Annotated in this window: 15 protein-coding genes and 1 pseudogene; 6 read left to right on the top strand and 10 right to left on the bottom strand. The window is 72.1% G+C overall.

All coding sequences use genetic code 11. The annotated features are described in order from the left end of the window. Nucleotides 1-24 precede the first annotated feature (24 nt). From ABZ904_RS11505 to ABZ904_RS11470, 8 genes and pseudogenes are all read right to left on the bottom strand, one after another. Nucleotides 25-582 (bottom strand): cupin domain-containing protein, encoded by a 558-nt coding sequence (locus ABZ904_RS11505; RefSeq protein WP_359391344.1) that lies wholly within the window; start codon nucleotides 580-582, stop codon nucleotides 25-27. Between the two features lie 7 nt (nucleotides 583-589). Continuing rightward, nucleotides 590-1,804: a cytochrome P450 gene (locus ABZ904_RS11500; protein ID WP_359391346.1), complete on the bottom strand. Its 1,215-nt coding sequence runs from the start codon at nucleotides 1,802-1,804 to the stop codon at nucleotides 590-592. Between the two features lie 35 nt (nucleotides 1,805-1,839). Continuing rightward, nucleotides 1,840-2,916: pseudogene (locus ABZ904_RS11495) on the bottom strand (type III polyketide synthase); the annotation flags it as partial. 197 nt (nucleotides 2,917-3,113) lie between these two features. Next, nucleotides 3,114-3,344, bottom strand: a complete 231-nt coding sequence (locus ABZ904_RS11490) for a DUF6213 family protein (protein WP_359391349.1) — start codon at nucleotides 3,342-3,344, stop codon at nucleotides 3,114-3,116. Nucleotides 3,345-3,369: 25 nt separating this feature from the next. Further along, the gene (locus ABZ904_RS11485; RefSeq protein WP_361822646.1) at nucleotides 3,370-4,755 is read right to left on the bottom strand and encodes an NADP-dependent succinic semialdehyde dehydrogenase; all 1,386 of its coding nucleotides are present in this window, start codon (nucleotides 4,753-4,755) and stop codon (nucleotides 3,370-3,372) included. Between the two features lie 72 nt (nucleotides 4,756-4,827). Further along, complete coding sequence (locus tag ABZ904_RS11480; RefSeq protein WP_361822643.1) at nucleotides 4,828-5,298, bottom strand: NUDIX domain-containing protein; 471 nt, start codon at nucleotides 5,296-5,298, stop codon at nucleotides 4,828-4,830. Beyond that, nucleotides 5,295-6,833, bottom strand: a complete 1,539-nt coding sequence (locus ABZ904_RS11475) for an ATP-dependent DNA ligase (RefSeq protein WP_361822640.1) — start codon at nucleotides 6,831-6,833, stop codon at nucleotides 5,295-5,297. Before ABZ904_RS11475 ends, ABZ904_RS11480 begins: the two co-directional genes overlap by 4 nt. Nucleotides 6,834-6,862: 29 nt before the next feature. Continuing rightward, nucleotides 6,863-7,798 carry an NAD(P)/FAD-dependent oxidoreductase gene (locus ABZ904_RS11470; protein WP_361822637.1) on the bottom strand — a complete coding sequence of 312 codons (936 nt, stop codon included), beginning with the start codon at nucleotides 7,796-7,798 and terminating at the stop codon, nucleotides 6,863-6,865. Nucleotides 7,799-7,889: 91 nt separating this feature from the next. Here ABZ904_RS11470 and ABZ904_RS11465 point away from each other — a divergent pair, with 91 nt between their 5' ends. The 5 genes from ABZ904_RS11465 (at nucleotide 7,890) to ABZ904_RS11445 (ending at nucleotide 12,486) form a co-directional block, all read left to right on the top strand. Next, nucleotides 7,890-8,462 carry an XRE family transcriptional regulator gene (locus ABZ904_RS11465; RefSeq protein WP_359391361.1) on the top strand — a complete coding sequence of 191 codons (573 nt, stop codon included), beginning with the start codon at nucleotides 7,890-7,892 and terminating at the stop codon, nucleotides 8,460-8,462. A 202-nt stretch (nucleotides 8,463-8,664) separates the two neighbouring features. Then, nucleotides 8,665-9,636, top strand: a complete 972-nt coding sequence (locus ABZ904_RS11460; RefSeq protein ID WP_359391363.1) for an NADPH:quinone oxidoreductase family protein — start codon at nucleotides 8,665-8,667, stop codon at nucleotides 9,634-9,636. After that, the gene (locus tag ABZ904_RS11455; protein ID WP_360998271.1) at nucleotides 9,633-10,814 is read left to right on the top strand and encodes an acyl-CoA dehydrogenase family protein; all 1,182 of its coding nucleotides are present in this window, start codon (nucleotides 9,633-9,635) and stop codon (nucleotides 10,812-10,814) included. The genes ABZ904_RS11460 and ABZ904_RS11455 overlap by 4 nt, the downstream gene beginning before the upstream one ends. Next, nucleotides 10,811-11,920 carry an acyl-CoA dehydrogenase family protein gene (locus tag ABZ904_RS11450; protein WP_361822632.1) on the top strand — a complete coding sequence of 370 codons (1,110 nt, stop codon included), beginning with the start codon at nucleotides 10,811-10,813 and terminating at the stop codon, nucleotides 11,918-11,920. Before ABZ904_RS11455 ends, ABZ904_RS11450 begins: the two co-directional genes overlap by 4 nt. Before the next feature lie 371 nt (nucleotides 11,921-12,291). Continuing rightward, nucleotides 12,292-12,486: a hypothetical protein gene (locus tag ABZ904_RS11445; RefSeq protein ID WP_361822629.1), complete on the top strand. Its 195-nt coding sequence runs from the start codon at nucleotides 12,292-12,294 to the stop codon at nucleotides 12,484-12,486. A gap of 2 nt (nucleotides 12,487-12,488) precedes the next feature. Here the strand turns inward: ABZ904_RS11445 and ABZ904_RS11440 are convergent, their stop codons facing one another. Next, nucleotides 12,489-13,718: a phosphodiester glycosidase family protein gene (locus ABZ904_RS11440; RefSeq protein ID WP_361822627.1), complete on the bottom strand. Its 1,230-nt coding sequence runs from the start codon at nucleotides 13,716-13,718 to the stop codon at nucleotides 12,489-12,491. Nucleotides 13,719-13,794: 76 nt separating this feature from the next. Further along, nucleotides 13,795-14,151: a DUF779 domain-containing protein gene (locus tag ABZ904_RS11435; RefSeq protein WP_360998297.1), complete on the bottom strand. Its 357-nt coding sequence runs from the start codon at nucleotides 14,149-14,151 to the stop codon at nucleotides 13,795-13,797. Between the two features lie 839 nt (nucleotides 14,152-14,990). On the opposite strand from ABZ904_RS11435, the gene ABZ904_RS11430 reads away from it, so the two are divergent. Further along, nucleotides 14,991-17,681 carry a LuxR C-terminal-related transcriptional regulator gene (locus ABZ904_RS11430; protein WP_360998265.1) on the top strand — a complete coding sequence of 897 codons (2,691 nt, stop codon included), beginning with the start codon at nucleotides 14,991-14,993 and terminating at the stop codon, nucleotides 17,679-17,681.

Genomic DNA, 17,681 nt, shown 5'->3' with positions numbered 1-17,681 from the left:
GCGGCGGGGGCGGTGCGGCCCGGGTCAGCGATGCTTCAGGGGCGTCAGCTGCTCGATGTCGTACCGCCTGCGCAGCTCTTCGATCGCCTCGTGATCCGGCGGGCCGTCCTCGCCGAGGATCTCGAGGAGTTCCTCGAAGTAGCGTTCGTGATCGGGCGGCGGGGACGCCTGGAAGAGCATCTTCGTCGGGGCCTCCGTCGGGTTGGCGAAGGCGTGCGGGCAGCCCGGCGGCACCACGATGACGGTGCCGGGCGTCGCCCGTACCACCCGGCTGCCCGATCGGGACTCCCACTTCTGCCAGTGGTCGGGAGTCCGGATGCGGGGCTCGAAGGCCAGCACGTCCAGCTCGCCCTCGAGCACGTAGAACAGCTCCTCGCTGCGGGTGTGCAGATGCGCGCCGACGTCGAACCCCGGCGGTACGACGACCTCGAACGTGGAGGCCGTACGCGAGTGCCTGCCCGTCACCTTGAACGTCACGTGCTGGGCCGGCGTGCGCACCACCCGGCCGTGGCCCGGTGGCACGAGCAGCCCTTCGACGGCTCCCGCTCCCTCGGCGGGCACTACTCCCTCGGTCGTCGTCATGAGCGGCTCACCACGTCACGGGCAGGGCCTCGGGCCCGCGGATCGACGGGCCCTTGCTGAACGGCACCCGGTCGGGCGGCACCGCGAGCCGCATTCCCGGCACCCGGTCGAGGAGGGCGTCCACCAGCAGTCCGGACTCCAGCCTGGCCACCATCCCGCCCGGGCAGTGGTGCGGGCCGAAGCCGAACGTCACATGAGCGTTCGGGTATCGCGCGAAGTCGATCGTCCCCGGCTCGGGAAACACGCTCGGGTCGCGGTTCGCGGCCGGATACGACACGTAGACCGCCTCACCCGCCCGGATCCGCACCCCCTGGACCTCCACGTCCTCCGTCGCGATGCGGGACAAGCCCACCGCGCTGCGGTGCGGGATGAAGCGCAGCAGCTCGTCCACGGCCTGCGGCCGGATCTCCGGCTCGGCCCGCAGCCGCCGAACCAGGTCGGGGCGGGTCAGCAGGATGTAGAACAACTGCCCGCTGTTCTCGGTGACCGCCTCCCCGTCGACCTGGAGCAGGACGGCGAGACCCACCGCCTCGTCCAGCGTCACCTCACCGCGGCCGACGGCGGCGCCGAGCAGGGAGGTGACGTCCTCGTCGATGCTGCCCTCACGGCCATGGATCAGCTCGGCGAAGTACGCCCGCAGCGCTGCCTTGGCCCGCTCACTGTCCGCCGGGCCGTCCGCCGGGGTGAGGACGAGCTGGGTCCAGGTGTGCAGGTTCCGCCGGTCCGCGGCCGGCACGCCCATGAGCTCGCAGATCACGGCGATGGGAAAGGGACTGAGCACGACGGCGACGAGATCGGCCGGCGGCCCGTCCTGGAGGAGTTCGTCGACGAGTTCGTCGAGTATCCGCCGTGACGTCTCGCGCACCCGCTCCACGCCGCGGGCCGTGAAGGCCGCGGCCACCGCCCGGCGCAGCCGGGTGTGGTCGGGCGGATCGAGGAAGCCGATCGCGCCCCGCGGCGCGACCAGATGCGGAGCCGGCCGGGTGCCCAGCCGGTCCAGGACCGCCTCGCGGCTGAAGCGAGGGTCTTTCGTGACCGTCCGCACATCGTCGTAGCGGGTCACGAGCCAGGCCCAGCCCCTGCCGTCGGACAGCTGGATCCGGGTGATCGGGCCCTCGTGCATCAACTCGGTCAGGACCGGGTCGAAGTCCACGCCCGTCGGGTCGACGGCGGGCCACCGGTGGACCGGCGGCATGGCGCCGGTGATCGTCTCTTCGGTCATCTCATGCCGCCTCCCTGCCCGTGCCGCCCGTCATGTCATCCGGACTTGATGCCGTTGCCGGCGATGTGCCAGCGGCCCAGGGCCATCTCCGCGGTGATGCCCGGTCCGAACCCGGCCAGCAGCCCGCGCGCCGTGTGCTCGGCCCCGCCCGCCTCGAAGAGCCGGCGCAGCGCGTCCAGGACGACGGCGCTCGCGATGTTGCCGTACTCGGTGAGCGTGGCCCGGCTGAAGCGGAAGGCCTCGGGTGCGACCTGCAGGAACTTGCACAGGTCGTCCAGGATCCGCGGGCCGCCCGCGTGGATGATGTAGAAGTCCAGTTCCGAGGCGTCCCAGCCGTGCTGCCGCGCCAGGCCCTGCAGCGCCGGGGCGAGCGGTTCCATCGTCGTCGGCACCCGCTTGTCCAGCAGGAAGTGGAAGCCGGTGGCCCGGACGTCGTACGCGATCCACTCCTCCGTCTTGGGGATCAGGTACGAGCCGTTGCGTTCCAGCTTGATCCCGGTGCCGCCCTTGCCGCGGACGGCCGCGGCCGCGATGCCGTCGCCGAACAGGCCGTTGGACAACAGGGAGCCGACGCCCAGGTCGGTCGGCTGATAACACAGCGAACAGAACTCGCAGGCCACGATCAGCGCGTTGGCCTCCGGGTAGGCCGTGCAGAAGTCGTGCGCCCGGTTGATGGCTGCGCCGCCCGCGGCGCAGCCCAACTGGGCGATGGGTATCTGCCGGGTGTCGGTCTTGAAATTCATCGTGTTGATCAGCCATGCGGTCAGTGAGGGCATCATGAACCCGGTACACGACACATAGATGATCACGTCGATGTCGGTGGTCAGCAGTTCGGCGTCGTCCAGTGCACGCTGGATGACCGCGGGGACGCGAGCCTTCGCCTCCGCCTCGTAGAGGTTGTTGCGCTCCTGGAAGCCCGGGTGTTTGAGGGTCTCCTCGATGGGCTGCACGATGTGCCGGGTGCGGACCCCGGTGTTCTCGATCAGTCGCAGTGCCAGCGGAAGTTGGGGGTGGTCAGGGTGGTGGGAGCGCGCCAGTTCGAGCGTCTCCTCCATTGTGATCACGTATTCCGGAACCGAGACCGCGGGTCTGCACAGAGTCGCCATGGAGCGCGCCTTCTTTCGCCTTGGCGGGGGACTTGCGGTCCCCCGGCGGAAGCGGGTTCACCCGTACGCGGGGTGCCCACCCACGATCACCCGGCGACGTGGGGATATCGCGTCGGCCTACTCCACTTCAGTGACGAACGCACAGTAATTATTCGCTTACGCAAAGCGATAAACGCTGGTCGCGAAGCCGCCTCCGGCACGACTCATCGACGCGAACTGTGCGCGATGCACGCCACGTCGATGCGGTCCGCGAGCTTGGCGAGTTCGATCGTCAGCGTTGCCACCGTGTCCTCGTCGAGCCCGTCCTCACCGGCCTCGACCAGCCGCAGCCACCGGCCGCCGAGCGTGCGCAGGAGCTTGCTGACGTCCGCGGCAGCAACCTGCAACGTGCCGCGGTCGTCGACGATCAGAGGCAGGGTCACATCGCGGTTCACACAACGGATCGTAGCCGCGGAACGCTCACGCCCCGTGCCATACCGTGGTGATGTTGCAGAACTCGCGGATCCCGTGCCCGGACAGCTCACGCCCGTATCCCGAACGCTTGACGCCGCCGAAGGGGAACGCCGGGTGCGATGCCGTCATCCCGTTGATGTACACCCCGCCGGCCTGAAGGTCCTGCACAAAGCGGTCCACCTCGATCCCGTTGTGCGTCCATACGTTGGAACTCAGCCCGAACGGCGAGTCGTTCGCGAGGGCCACCGCCTCGTCGAGGTCCGCGGCCCGGTAGAGCGTGGCGACGGGCCCGAACGCCTCCTCGTGGTGGATCCGCATCCCCGGGGTGATGTCGGTGAGGACCGTCGGCGGGTAGAACCAGCCCGGCCCGTCGGGGCGCTCGCCGCCGCACAGCACGCGCGCGCCGGCGCCGACCGCGTCGTCGACGAGTTCCTCGAGGTCCGCGAGGCCTCGCTCGCTGGAGACCGGCCCCACCTCGGTGTCCTCCTCCATCGGGTCGCCCATCCTCAGCGACTTCATCCCGGCCGTGAACCGCTCCGCGAAGGCGTCGAACACGTCCGCGTGCACGATGAACCGCTTGGCCGCGATGCACGACTGCCCGTTGTTCTGTACCCGCGCCGTCACCGCGACCTCGGCGGCCTTGACGAGGTCCGCCGACGGCATGACCACGAACGGGTCGCTGCCGCCCAGTTCCAGGACCGTCTTCTTGATCTCGTCACCGGCGACCGAGGCCACGGACCGGCCCGCGGGCTCGCTGCCGGTGAGCGTCGCCGCCTTGACCCGCGGATCGCGCAGGACCCGCTCGACCGCGCCCGAGCCGATCAGGAGGGTCTGGAAGCAGCCCTCGGCGAATCCCGCCCGGCGGAACAGGTCCTCCAGGTAGAGCGCGGTCTGCGGGACGTTTGAGGCGTGCTTGAGCAGGCCCACGTTGCCCGCCATCAGGGCGGGCGCCGCGAACCGCACCACCTGCCACATCGGGAAGTTCCAGGGCATCACGGCGAGCACCGGGCCGAGCGGCCGGTAGCGCACGAGCACCCAGGAGGCGCCGGAGTCCTTCACGTCCTGCTCGGCGGGCTCTTCGTCGGCGAGCAGTTCCTCGGCGTGGTCGGCGTACCAGTGCATCGCCTTCGCGCACTTCGCGGCCTCGGCGCGGGCCTGCTTGATCGGCTTGCCCATCTCGGTGGTCATGATGCGGGCGATCTGCTGCTGATCCTCGTCGAGCAGGTCGGCAGCCTTGTGCATGCGCAGCGCCCGTTCGGCGAACGTGGTCGTGCGGTGCGTGCGGAACGCGGCGTCGGCGGCGGCGAGCCTGCGCTCGATCTCCTCCTCGCCCAGGGCGTCGTACGTCTTGAGCGTCTCGCCGGTCGCCGGGTTCACGGTGGCGATGGGCATGGCTGACCTCCTGAGAACAGGGTCTGTTCCGACCTTCCCGCGGGGCGGTGACTCCCGCAACGCGGGCCGTGTTCAGCCCGAGTGCTCCATCAGCCGGTCGAGAAACGCGGCCTGTGCCTTCACGATCACGTCCCGGGCCCGGTCCAGAGCGAACCACGCCACGCGGTCCAGTTCGGGGAACTCCCGCAGGCGCCCCGACCTCGGCGGCCACTCCATGGTGAAGGTGCCCGGCTCGATGATCGCGGGATCCAGGTCCGCCTCGATCGCCCATGCCGTGACGAGCTTGCCGCCCGCCTGCCGCACCTCGCCCAGAGAGACGGCCTGCCCGTCGGGCGGCGGCAGCCCGAGCTCCTCCTGGAACTCGCGGCGCGCGGCCTCCCAGGGGGATTCCCCGGGCTCGTACTCGCCCTTGGGCATCGTCCACGCCCCGGCGTCGCGGCGGGCGAAGAACGGGCCGCCCATATGACCGAGCAGGACCTCCAGATGCTGGTCGCCGCGCCGGAACAACAGCAGACCCGCGCTGCGCCTGGCCCGTTCGCTCACGGTGCCACGCCCGGGTGGGCGTCCAGCAGAGTCCGCACGGTGTCGGCCTCCTCCGGCCGCTTGTCCTCCCGGTAGCGCACGACCCGGGCGAACCGCAGGGTCACGCCCGCCGGGTAGCGGCTCGACCGCTGCAGTCCGTCGTACGCGATCTCGACCACGAGTTCGGGGCGTACGGTCACCACCCAGCCGTTGTCGTCCACCGCCAGTTCCTTCAGCCGCTCGGTCTGCCAGGTGAGCATCGCGTCCGTCATGCCTTTGAACGTCTTGCCGAGCATGGCGAAGGAGCCGTCCGGGTTGCGCGCGCCCAGGTGCAGGTTGGAGAGCTTGCCGGTGCGCCGGCCGTGGCCCCACTCCGCGGCCAGCACCACCAGGTCGAGGGTGTGCACCGGCTTCACCTTGAGCCAGGAGGCACCGCGCCGGCCCGCGCCGTAGGGGGCGCCGAGCGCCTTGACCACCACGCCTTCGTGGCCCCGCTCAAGGGTCTCGGCGAGGAAGTCCTCCGCGGCGGCGACATCCCCGGGCCCGTCCACCACCGTGCGCCGCACCCGCATCGGCTCCGGTGCGAGCCGGGCCAGCTCGGCGTGGCGGTCGCGGAACGGCAGGTCCAGCAGGTCCCGGCCGTCCACGGACAGCGCGTCGAAGAAGACAGGGGAGACGGGGACGGCCGCGGCGGCGGTCGGCACGTCCACCCGGGAGCCGACCCGCCCGGCGGTCTGCTGGAACGAGCGCGGCCGCCCCTGCTCGTCCAGGGCGATGACCTCGCCGTCCAGGATGAACCGCTCGCCGGCCAGTTCCAGGGCGGCCGAGGTCACCTCCGGCAGTCGGTCGGTGATGTCGTCGAGGGTCCGGGTGTGGACGCGGACCTCGGCGCCGTCCCGGTGGACCTGGACGCGGATGCCGTCGAGCTTCTCCTCGACGGCGCACGCGCCCAGCTTCTCCACGGCCTCGGCGACCGACGACGCGGTCTGCGCGAGCATCGGCAGGACCGGGCGGCCCACTGTGAGCCGGAACCGGTCCAGGGCGGCCGGCCCCTGCTCGAGCAGTGTCTGCGCCACGGTCTGCAGCGATCCGGTGAGCATGACGGCCCGGCGCACGTCCACCGGATCCGCCCCCGTCGCCTCGGCCAGCCCTTCGACGGCGAGGGCGTCGAGCGCGCCCTGCCGCACCTCACCGGTGAGCAGCCCGACCAGGAACCGCTGCTCGTCCTCGGTGGCCGTCGCCATCAGCTCGCCGACCAGCCGCTTGCGTTCGGACTGCGAGCCGGTGCCGGTGACCCCACCGATCCGGGTCAGCCGGGCGTCCACGTCGCGGACGGTGAGGCTCGGCTCGGCGGCGGGTGCCACCGGCTGACCGAGCAGCTTCCAGCCGATGCCGAGCCGCCCCTGCGGCAGGCGCCCGGCCAGATACGGGATGACGACCGGGACGTCCTCCGCGTCGGCGACCCGGAACAGCTCGCCGAGCAGCGCGATCTTCCTGGACCGCGCCGACGTGGCGGCGACCTCCCGGGACACACGGGCGAGCCGGCTCAGCAGCATGCAGTCATGGTGCACCGACGAGGCTCGGTCTACACCCCCGCGGTCGCGTCCAGGTGGGTCATGAGCAGCTCGCCGTTGATCGCGGCACCGGCCCGGTATCCCCGGCTGGCGGCGTTCACCACCTGCTCGGCGAACCCGCTGGCGTTGCCCGCCGCCCACAGACCGGGCACGGTCGTCAGACCCCTCTCGTCGACCACGGGATAGGTGCCGAACGGGGTCTCGCTCAGCTCGGCGCCCAGCTGCTCGAACAGAGCGGTCTGCGGCACGGCACGCGGCGCCACGAACAGCACCGAGCGCTCGTGGGCCGTACCGTCCGCGAGCCGCACCCCGGTGAGCCGGTCGTCGTCCACCTCGAGCCCGGCGACCTCACCGGGCACCACCGCCACCCCGGCGGCGGCGAGCCTGCGCAGGTCCTGGTCCGGGATGTCGTCCTCGGCGACCGTGTGCAGGAACAGGGTCACGTCCTTCGACCACTGGGAGACCATCAGGGCCTGGTGGACGCTCATCGGAGTCGAGGCGAGCACACCGAACGGCAGGTCGCGCACCTCCCAGCCATGGCAGTACGGGCAGTGCAGCACATCGCGTCCGAAGCGCTCGGCGACGCCGGGCACCGCGGGCAGTTCGTCCTTCAGTCCGGTCGCGACCACCAGACGCCGGGCGTGCACGGTCCGCCCCGAGGCGAGCGTCACGCCGAACTCGCCGTCCGCGTCCCGGACGGCGTTCATCGCCCGGTCCCGGACCAGGTCCACGCCGTACCGGGCGATCTCCTCACGCCCCACGGCGAGGAACTCGGCCGGCGGCATGCCGTCACGCGACAGATAGCCGTGCATATGGGCAGCGGGCGCGTTGCGCGGCTCACCGGCGTCCACCACGAGCGTGCGGCGCCGTGCCCGCCCGAGGACCAGAGCCGCCGACAGTCCGGCCGCGCCGCCTCCGACGACAACCACTTCGTACTTCTCGGTCATGGGTTGACCACCTCCGAGGAGAAGGTCGCCCGGACGGTGCCGAATCGACAAACTTCTTTGCTGATTCAGCAAGGCGCGCGACAATACGGCCATGAGCACCGATGACGTTCTGGCCGACGTGGGCCCGCGCCTGCGGCGGATTCGCAAGGAGCGGGAGGTGACCCTGGCGGCGCTCGCCGAGGCGACAGGCATCTCCGTCAGCACCCTCTCGCGCCTGGAGTCCGGCCTGCGCAAGCCCAGCCTCGAACTGCTGCTGCCGATCGCCCAGGCCCACCAGGTGCCGCTGGACGAGCTGGTGGGTGTTCCGCCGGTCGGCGACCCGCGCGTGCGGGCCAGGCCGATCGTGCGGCACGGGCGCACACACTGGCCGCTCACCCGGCAGCCCGGCGGCCTGCAGGCCTTCAAGGTGCTCGAACCGAAGCGGAAGCTCGAACCGGACCCGCGGACACACGAGGGCTACGAGTGGGTGTATGTGCTCTCGGGCCGGCTGCGGCTTGTGCTGGGGGAGCACGACGTGGTGCTCACGGCGGGTGAGGCGGCCGAGTTCGACACACGGGTGCCGCACTGGTTCGGGTCGACGGGAGAGGGGCCGGTGGAGTTCCTCAGCCTCTTCGGGCCGCAGGGGGAGCGGATGCATGTGCGGGCGCGGCCGAGCCGTCCGTGACACCTCTGCCGTGACGCACGCGGCTGTTCCCTGATCGGCAAGCGACCGCTTAGTATGCGTCCGAGCCCGGTCGGACACGATGTGAGCCGAAGGGGCGCGTCGGAGGCGAGAGAGCCCGGGGTCCCCCGGCTGAGCGCGGGCGAGGTCTCCCGGCACCGGCCGAGGCGCTCCCGAGGCGAACAGAACAAGCTGGAGGCCCCGCATGCAGGCATGGCAAGTGCACGAGAACGGCGAGCCGGGCGAGGTGATGCGGCTGAACGAGGTGGACCGGCCCACGCCGGGCGACGGCCAGGTCCTGCTCAAGGTGCGGGCCGCGAACATCAACTTCCCGGACGCGCTGCTGTGCCGCGGCCAGTACCAGGTCAGGCCCCCACTGCCGTTCACCCCGGGTGTGGAGATCTGCGGCGAGACCGAGGACGGCCGCCGGGTGATCGCCAATCCCGCGCTGCCGTACGGCGGTTTCGCCGAGTACACCCTCGCGGATGCCGCGGCCGTGCTGCCCGCCCCCGACTCCCTCGACGACGCGGAGGCCGCGGCCCTGCACATCGGCTACCAGACGGGCTGGTTCGGCCTGCACCGCCGGGCCCGTCTGGAGGCGGGCGAGACGCTGCTCGTCCACGCCGCCGCCGGAGGGGTCGGCAGCGCGGCCGTGCAGCTCGGCAAGGCGGCGGGCGCCACCGTCATCGGTGTCGTCGGCGGCGCAGGCAAGGCCGCCGTGGCCCGGGAACTGGGCTGCGACGTCGTGATCGACCGGCGCGCGCAGGATGTCGTCGCGGCCGTGAAGGAGGCCACCGGCGGCCGGGGCGCCGATGTGATCTACGACCCGGTCGGCGGCGAGGCGTACGCACAGTCCGCGAAGACCGTCGCCTTCGAGGGGCGGATCGTCGTCGTGGGCTTCGCCAGCGGGTCCATTCCCAGCCCCGCGCTCAACCACGCCCTGATCAAGAACTACGCGATCCTCGGCCTGCACTGGGGCCTGTACAACACCAAGAACCCGAAGCTGATCCAGCACTGCCACGAGCAGCTCACCGAACTGGCGGCCCGGGGCGCCGTCAAGCCCCTGGTGAGCGAGCGGGTGCCGCTCGGCGAGGCCGCGTCCGCCGTACAGCGCGTCGCGGACGGCGTGACCACCGGCCGGATCGCGGTCGTACCGCAGAACGGAGCAGCCGCATGACCGACGCAGCCGAACTACGCCGCCGCACCCGCGAGTTGCTGGCCGCGCACCCGCCTGCCGGCACCGGCCGCCTCGACTTCCTCAAGGCCCGCTTCGACGCCGGACTCGCCTGGGTGCACTACCCGGAGGGCCTCGGCGGCCTCGGCGCCCCGCGCTCGCTCCAGGCCGTCGTGGACGCCGAACTGGGGGCCGCCGACGCCCCCGACAACGACCCGCGGCGCATCGGCATCGGCCTCGGCATGGCGGCGCCGACGATCCTCCGCTACGGCACCGAGGAGCAGAAGGAGCGCTTCCTCAGGCCCCTGTGGACCGGCGAGGAGGTGTGGTGCCAGCTGTTCAGCGAGCCCGGCGCCGGTTCCGACCTCGCGGCGCTCGGCACCCGGGCCGTCAGGGACGGCGAGGACTGGGTGGTCAACGGGCAGAAGGTGTGGACCTCCAGCGCCCATCTCGCCCGCTGGGCCATCCTCATCGCCCGCACCGACCCGGACGTGCCCAAGCACCAGGGCATCACCTACTTCATCTGCGACATGACCGACCCCGGTGTCGAGGTCCGGCCCCTGCGCCAGATCACCGGCGAGGCCGAGTTCAACGAGGTGTTCCTCACCGGCGTCCGCATTCCCGACTCCCGCCGGCTCGGGGAGATCGGCGACGGCTGGCGTGTCGCGCAGACCACGCTGATGAACGAGCGCGTGTCCATCGGCGGTATGCGCATCCCGCGCGAGGGCGGCATGATCGGCCCGGTCGCGAGGACGTGGCGCGAGCGCCCCGCACTGCGCACCCACGACCTGCACCAGAGACTGCTCCGGCTGTGGGTCGAGGCCGAGGTCACCCGGCTCACCGGCGAGCGCCTGCGACAGCAGCTCGTCGCCGGCCAGCCGGGCCCCGAGGGCTCCGGCATGAAGCTGGCCTTCGCCCGGCTGAACCAGGAGATCAGCGGTCTGGAGGTCGAACTCCTCGGCGAGGAGGGCCTGTTGTACGACGACTGGACCATGCGCCGCCCCGAACTCGTCGACTTCACCGGCCGCGAGGCGGGCTACCGGTACCTCCGCTCCAAGGGCAACAGCATCGAGGGCGGGACCAGTGAGGTGCTGCTGAACATCATCGCCGAGCGGGTCCTCGGCCTGCCCGCCGAGCCGCGTACCGACAAGGACGTCGCATGGAAGGACCTGGCCCGATGACGACGCAGCCGGACCTGCTCTACTCCGAGGAGGAAGAGGCGCTGCGCTCGGCCGTCCGCGACCTCCTCACCGACCACTGCGACGCGGCCGCCGTGATCGCGCGCGTCGAGTCAAACGCCCCGCACGACCTCGCGCTGTGGAAGGCGCTCGCGCAGAGCATGGGCCTCGCCGGGCTCCTCGTGCCGGAGTCCATGGGCGGCCAGGGCGCCTCCCACCGCGAAGCCGCCGTCGTGCTGGAGGAGCTGGGACGCGCGGTCGCCCCGGTTATGTATCTCACGAGCGCCGTCGTGGCGACCGAGGCCCTGCTCGCCTGCGAGGGCGAGGACGCCGTGAAGCTGCTGGCGGAGCTGGCGTCCGGGCGGACCGTGGCCGCGCTCGCGGTCGGGCTGTCCGCCCGGCCGGGTGGCGTGCACCGCGTCGTACGGCAGGAAGGCGGCACCCTGCACGGCACGGTGACCGCGGTCGCCGACGCGGCCGCGGCCGACGTACTGCTGGTCCCGGCCGGGGACGGAGCCCTGTACGCGGTGCGCACCACGGACACGCCCGCCGTGACCGTCACCCCGCAGGTGTCCTTCGACCTCACCCGGCCGGTCGCCACCGTCACCTTCGACGGGGCGGCCGGGCACCGGCTCACGGAGGACGCACCGGCGGCCGTGCGGCGGGCCCTGCGCGCCGGAGCCGGACTGCTCGCCTCCGAGCAACTCGGCGTCGCCGACTGGTGCCTGACGGAGACCGTGCGCTACCTGAAGGAGCGCAAGCAGTTCAACCGGGCCGTCGGCGGGTTCCAGGCGCTCAAGCACCGCCTGGCCCAGCAGTGGCTGGAGGTGGCGAGTCTGCGGGCGGCCGCGCGCAACGCCGCGGACGCGCTCGCCACGGGCGACGGCGACACGGACATCGCGGTGGCCGTCGCCGCGGCGTACGCGGCGCCCGTCGCCGTCCACGCCGCAGAGGAGGCCCTCCAACTGCACGGCGGCATCGGCATGACCTGGGAGCACCCGGCTCATCTGTATCTGAAGCGGGCGAAGGCGGATTCGATCGCGTACGGGACCGCCGGCGACCACCGGCAGGCGCTGGCAGGGCTGGTCGACCTCCAGCCGCCGTCGTAGACCCCGCCGGGGAAGGTCCGCCGCCGGGCGGGCCTTCCCCGTGCCCGCAACCCCGAGGAAGCGAACGCGGGGCGGCGGGCCGGCCGACTTCCGCCCGAATCGCGCCACTTGGCCACCGGCTCGGGAACGGCCGGTCCCCGAGACGGAGCGGAATAAGCCGCGCCGCATCCTCGAACAGGCGTACGCGCACCGGCAGAAGGTGCGCTTCCGGGCCGTGCGCGATTCCGCAGGTCCTGGAGGATTTCCCCAACTCCCGTCATCGGACCGAGAACCACACGTTCGGGGGACACGTCAGCCGCCCGGATGAACCCTCCGCTACGCCAAACTTGCGGCCGAAGGCCGCGCCGTGGGTGTGGCGGAGGAGGTTGACGATGGCCGTTTCCATCTCAGTGGTGCTGTTGCTTCTGATCATTGCGGTGATCTACATGCGCAACGGCGCGTTGAAGATCTCGCACGCCATCATCTGCATGCTGCTCGGCTTCTTTCTGGCCAGCTCGAGCATGGCTCCGACCATCCACCAGGGGCTGGCGGCGACAGCTCAGATCGTCGGCGGTCTGCGCCCCTGACCTCAGGAGTCGGCGAAAACGCCGATACCGTCCGCGACCGACCGTTCCACGCCTCCGCTGGGGTGGTTGCGGACCGTCGCCGTACTGGCGCCCGGCGACCTGGTGACCAGGGTCGTGGAGCCGCCACCGTCGAGGTTGAAGCCCTCCGTGGCGCCCAGCTTCCGCAGTGTTCCAGCGACTTCGGCGAGGGTGAGACCGCTGCGGTAAGGCGCCGCTCCGTCGGTGGCGAGCAGCAGCAGGCGACGGCCCCCGTCCCGGATGCCGACCGCGGTGCGTACGGCAGATGTCGCGCCGTCCAGACCGGAGACCGGTGCGCCGTGCCGCAGCACCGGAAAGCCGCCGATGGCGAAGAGGTAGGGAACGCCGGACGAGGCGGCCACCAGGCGCTGCTCCACCTGAACCTCCTCGCCCTGGAACAGCTTGCGCAACTGCTGCGCGCCCGCCTCACGGCCCAGCAGCACCGTGGTGCCCGGCGCGATGGGACCCTTGCCCGGTGCGTCGGCGGTGGCGACGACCTGCTCGTTCTTGATCGTCACCTCGTAGGTGTCGCGGCTGCACGGGCCGCCCCGGTTCGTGTCGGTGCCGCAGGTGGCCCGCACCCGTGATGCGCTGCCCCAGTCCGCGGTGTACGCCCCGATCGAACCCTGCGGCAGCGCGTACTGGTTGAGCCCGCGAAGCGGCAGCCGTCCTTCCGGTGTGATGAGCGAACCGGTGAGGGACAGCCGGTCGAGGCGCGCCGTGCGGTCGGTCCCCACCCCCAGGACGTCCTCGGTGCTCGTACCGGGTGGCAGCGCGGGTCCGAAGCGCTGTCCGCGCGGCACCGCGGCCTTGAGGGTGTGCCCGTCCGTGATGGCGGACCCCACGGCCGAGCCGGTCGCCTCGACCCCCGGGCGCTGGGTCTCGGAGATGTTGAAGAAGTCGCCGTTGATGCCCGCCACCGCGCCCTGCGCGTCCGCCAGCCGTGACACCGAGGCCCGCGCCGCGACGGCCCCCGGATACAGCAGGTCGACCCGTACGTGCTTGTTGCGCAGGTCGACGGTGAGCAGGTGGGCGCGCGTCGTCCCGTGGGCCGCGGGGATGTCGAACTGGCTGTACTGGATGCCGGGCGCGACCGTCCGGGTTCTCGGCGCTCCGTCGGCCGGTGCGGCCCCCGTGAGCGCCGCTCCGGCCAGCGCGCTCCAGGCCGCGAGAACTGTCAGTGCCGTTCTGAACCGTCGGTCGCGACGCCGCACGGTACCCCCCTGATGTCTCGTCAACTTGCTCGGGACTCAGGGGCAGTGCACCAGACCGTGGTGCCTCGTACGGTGTTCAGGCTTGGACGACGCGGGAACGGATGAGAAAACGCACTCCTTCGGGTGCTTCCAGCGAGAAGCCGCTGCCCCGGCCCGGCACGACGTCGACGATCAGCCGGGTGTGGCTCCATGCCTCGTACTGGCTCCGGGACATCCAGAAGCGCACCGGCTCGTCGACGCCGTCCACATCGAGCTCCGCGAGCAGCACGTCCGAACCGCCGGTGCGGAACTCGCCCTCGGGGTAGCACATCGGGGCGCTGCCGTCGCAGCAGCCGCCGGACTGGTGGAACATCAGCGGCCCGTGGGCCTCCCGCAGCCGCCGCACCAGTTCGGCGGCCGCGGGGGTCAGCTCCACGCGCGGGATCATGTCCATGGTCACGCAGTGAGTCCAGCACGGGCCACGTTGCAACGACGTTGCGCGTCCGGACACGCAGGCCGGGCGAAGGGGGCGTGGGTCGTTGCGCAACTGGTGTGGGGGAAGCGCACGTTGCGTATCGGCTGATGTGGGACGTTCCCCGACTGCCCGGGGCGGAGCGCAGGTTGCGTACCGGGAAGGTTGTGCCCCCGTCCTGGTGCGCGGACGAGGGCACGGCGGTTCGTCAGTCGCGGTGCAGCAGGCCGGAGGCCCAGAGTTCGATCGCGACGGCGATCCATTGCGGGGTCGTTCCCGACGCGGTCAGCACGATCACCGTGACCGCGAGGGCAACAACCCACCGGGAGTGTGGGCTCCTGTGGTTCGGGCACATCTCAGACGGAGACGCAGCCACGCGCTCCTCCTTTCAGGTTCGCCTGAGGCGGGCTCCGTCGCGTGCCAGGTCGGGAAGCCAGGCGCGACGGGGCCCTGCATGGACTTGCTGGATGTCCTACCCGCGCGTTCGTCGCGGGTCCGCGCTTCACACCGGCGCACCGGCCGGGCGTGGTGCCACAGGGGGCGCGCTCGGTCCGGCCGTGGATGCGGGTGGCCCTGGTCACCCTTCTCACCAGCCTGTTTGCCGGTCAAGGGCCCGAACATCACACGCCGTGCGCGAGACGGGGCCCGCGTGTGCAGCTTCCGCCCGTCGCACAGGGGGCGCGGCCCGAGAGTCCGCCGACGCGACGACCCGCGAGGCCGGTCCGCGCTGCGCGGACCCCTTCCGTTGCGGCTTCGCGGGCATGGGGCGAAGATCAAAGGGGATTTGTCCGATACACGAGCTGGGGTGCGTGGTGGGTGCCATGCCTCGTCCGACATCCGGCGGCCACCGGGACCCTCCGGCAGGGCCCGTCGCCCCGAACGGGGATCCGGTCCTCGCCGCGCGCTTCAGCGTGCCCGTCCCACCACAGGCCTTCGTCCGCAGGCCCCGTCTCACGGACCGGCTCACGCAAGGCGTGCGCGGGCCTCTCACGCTGGTCAACGGGCCCGCGGGAGCCGGCAAGACCCTGCTCGTCGCCGACTGGCTCGCGTCGGGAGCAGCCCCCGGGCAGGTGGCGTGGCTGACGGTGGCGCCCGAGGACAACGGGCCCGGTGTCTTCTGGACCTATGTGCTGGAGTCCCTGTGGAGACACGGGCTGGCGGCCCGGGACGACATCGGCAGCCCGGCCCGCCCGGGCGAGGTGGACCACTCGCTGCTGACCAGGCTCGCCGCGCAGCTCAGTCTGCGGGAGGAGCCCCTGGTCCTGGTCCTCGACGAGTTCGACCGGGTGGGCACCTCGGCGGAGGTCGCCGAAGAACTCCAGTTCGTGCTCCGCCACGCGGGCCAGGGACTGCGTCTGATCGTCATCAGCCGTACGGAACCCCTGCTGCCGCTGCACCGCTACCGGGCGGCCGGCGAGGTCACCGACATCCGGGGCGCCGACCTGGCCTTCCGCCCGAAGGAGACGGCCGAGCTGCTGAGCCGCCACGGCCTGCACCTGTCGGAGGACGGGACCCGGGCCCTGACGGAGCGCACCGGCGGCTGGGCGGCCGGACTGCGACTCGGCACCCTGGCCGCGCAGGGCGCCGGTGACCCCGAGGCCTTCCTCAAGGACTTCGAGGCCGGCCAGAGCACGCTCGCCGACTTCCTGCTGGCCGAGGTCCTCGACACCCAGCCCGCCGAGACCCAGGACCTCCTGCTGCGCACGAGCATCCTCGAACAGATCCACCCCGGGCTCGCCAACGCCCTCACCGGCCGGGACGACGCGGAAGCGATCCTGGCGGGACTCCAGCGCGCCAACGCCTTCGTCGAGGCCATCGGCCATTCGTGGTACCGGCTGCACCCTCTGTTCGCCGAGATCCTCCGGGTCCATCTGCGCGTCCGGCACCCCGGGCTTGAACCCGAGCTCCACCGCAGGGCGGCGCACTGGCTGAGCGAGACAGGGCTGCTCACCGAAGCCCTCCCGCACGCGGCGGACGCGGGCGACTGGGAGCTGGCCGCCACCCGGTTCGTCGACGAGCTGGCGATCGGGCGGCTGCTGACCGGACTGGACGCCGAGCAGCTCGACGCCCTCTTCGCACGGATGCCTCCCGACGCCTCAGGGCCGGCCGCCGACCTGGTGCGCGCCGCCCGTGAACTGGCCCGCCACGACGTCGACCGCGGCCTTGCCCACCTCCGCCGCGTCGAGGAGAACCTCCCCGCCGAGGAGTCCTCCGAGTGCGCGCCGCTGCGCCTGAGCTGCGCCCTGCTGCGCGTCCTGGCAGCGCGGATGACCGGTTCGGCCGACCTGGCCGAGGCGGCCGCCGATGACGTGGAGGCGGCGGAAAGCACCCTGCCCGCCGAGCGGCTGGCCCAGCACCCGGAACTGCCCGCACTGATGCTCACCGACCTGGGCTCGGCACAGCTGTGGGCGGGCCGGTTCGACGCCGCCCAGTCCTCGCTGTCCGCCGCCGCGAAGGTGGACGCGGGACCGGAGACGGCGTTGCCGCGGCACGAGTGCCTCAGCCGGCTCGCCCTGATCGACTTCCTGCGTGGCTGGCCGGGCCGAGCCGAGGCACATGCCCGGGAGGCGGTCGCGGAAGCCGAGCGCTCGGGACTGACGCCCGACGCCCGCACCGGAATCGCCCAGCTCGTGCTGGCCGCCGTCGCCATCGACCGCGACGACCTCGACGTGGCACGCGCCCACCTCGACCACGCCGCCTCCTCGACGCTGCCCCGCGACCCCCTGGTCAGCGTGGGCCTGGCGCTGCTGCGTTCCCGTCTCCTGCTCGCACGGGGGCATCCGCAGGCGGCGCTCCGTCTCCTCGAGGACCAGGAGGGACTACCGGCCCTGACCGAGCCCTCGCCGTGGGTCGACGACCGCACGGCCCTCACCATGGCCGGCGCCTACCTCGCCGAGGGCCGTCCACAGGCCGCGCGCGAGGTCCTCGAGGAGGACCGGGCCGCCGGACCGGAGAGTGTCGTCGCCGCGGCCCGTGCCCGGCTGGCCGCCGGTGACGGCGAAGCGGCACATGACCTGCTCGCGGCCCTCCCCGCCGGGCATGGCGAGGGACCGGCCATCACGGTACGGACGCTGCTGGCCCGGGCCCAGATCGCCGACGCTCTGGGCGACGCGGCTCAGGCGCAGCAGCTCGTCGCCCGGGCCCTCGCCGCGGCGCGGCCGGAGAACCTGCGGCGGCCGTTCCTGGAGTCGGGTCCGTGGCTGCGCCGGCTGGTGCGCCACCGGCCCGACCTGGCGCAGGGCCACGACTGGCTGCCGTCCTCGCTGTTCGGGCACGCCCCGGTGGCGGACCCGGCCGAGTGCGGTTCCGCGCCGGTGACCGAGCCGCTCAGTGAGCGCGAGCACGAGGTACTGGAACGGCTGGCGCAGATGATGTCGACGGAGGAGATCGCCGCCGACCTGTATCTGTCGGTGAACACCGTCAAGACGCACCTGAAGAGCCTGTACCGCAAGCTGGCGGCGACCCGCCGCGGCGAGGCGGTGCGCCGGGCCCGCGAACTGCATCTGCTCTGA

It is taken from the genome of Streptomyces sp. NPDC046900 (genome assembly GCF_040644975.1).
GTDB lineage: Bacteria > Actinomycetota > Actinomycetes > Streptomycetales > Streptomycetaceae > Streptomyces.
The sequence above is the reverse complement of the archived record's forward strand: the minus strand, read 5'-3'. Positions and strand labels throughout refer to the sequence as shown.

Coding starts and splice junctions, on each gene's coding strand:
- ABZ904_RS11505 (WP_359391344.1), bottom strand. CDS start 582: ATGACGACGACCGAGGGAGTAGTGCCCGCCGAGGGAGCGGGAGCCGTC.
- ABZ904_RS11500 (WP_359391346.1), bottom strand. CDS start 1,804: ATGACCGAAGAGACGATCACCGGCGCCATGCCGCCGGTCCACCGGTGG.
- ABZ904_RS11485 (WP_361822646.1), bottom strand. CDS start 4,755: ATGCCCATCGCCACCGTGAACCCGGCGACCGGCGAGACGCTCAAGACG.
- ABZ904_RS11475 (WP_361822640.1), bottom strand. CDS start 6,833: ATGCTGCTGAGCCGGCTCGCCCGTGTGTCCCGGGAGGTCGCCGCCACG.
- ABZ904_RS11470 (WP_361822637.1), bottom strand. CDS start 7,798: ATGACCGAGAAGTACGAAGTGGTTGTCGTCGGAGGCGGCGCGGCCGGA.
- ABZ904_RS11465 (WP_359391361.1), top strand. CDS start 7,890: ATGAGCACCGATGACGTTCTGGCCGACGTGGGCCCGCGCCTGCGGCGG.
- ABZ904_RS11460 (WP_359391363.1), top strand. CDS start 8,665: ATGCAGGCATGGCAAGTGCACGAGAACGGCGAGCCGGGCGAGGTGATG.
- ABZ904_RS11455 (WP_360998271.1), top strand. CDS start 9,633: ATGACCGACGCAGCCGAACTACGCCGCCGCACCCGCGAGTTGCTGGCC.
- ABZ904_RS11450 (WP_361822632.1), top strand. CDS start 10,811: ATGACGACGCAGCCGGACCTGCTCTACTCCGAGGAGGAAGAGGCGCTG.
- ABZ904_RS11445 (WP_361822629.1), top strand. CDS start 12,292: ATGGCCGTTTCCATCTCAGTGGTGCTGTTGCTTCTGATCATTGCGGTG.
- ABZ904_RS11435 (WP_360998297.1), bottom strand. CDS start 14,151: ATGGACATGATCCCGCGCGTGGAGCTGACCCCCGCGGCCGCCGAACTG.
- ABZ904_RS11430 (WP_360998265.1), top strand. CDS start 14,991: ATGCCTCGTCCGACATCCGGCGGCCACCGGGACCCTCCGGCAGGGCCC.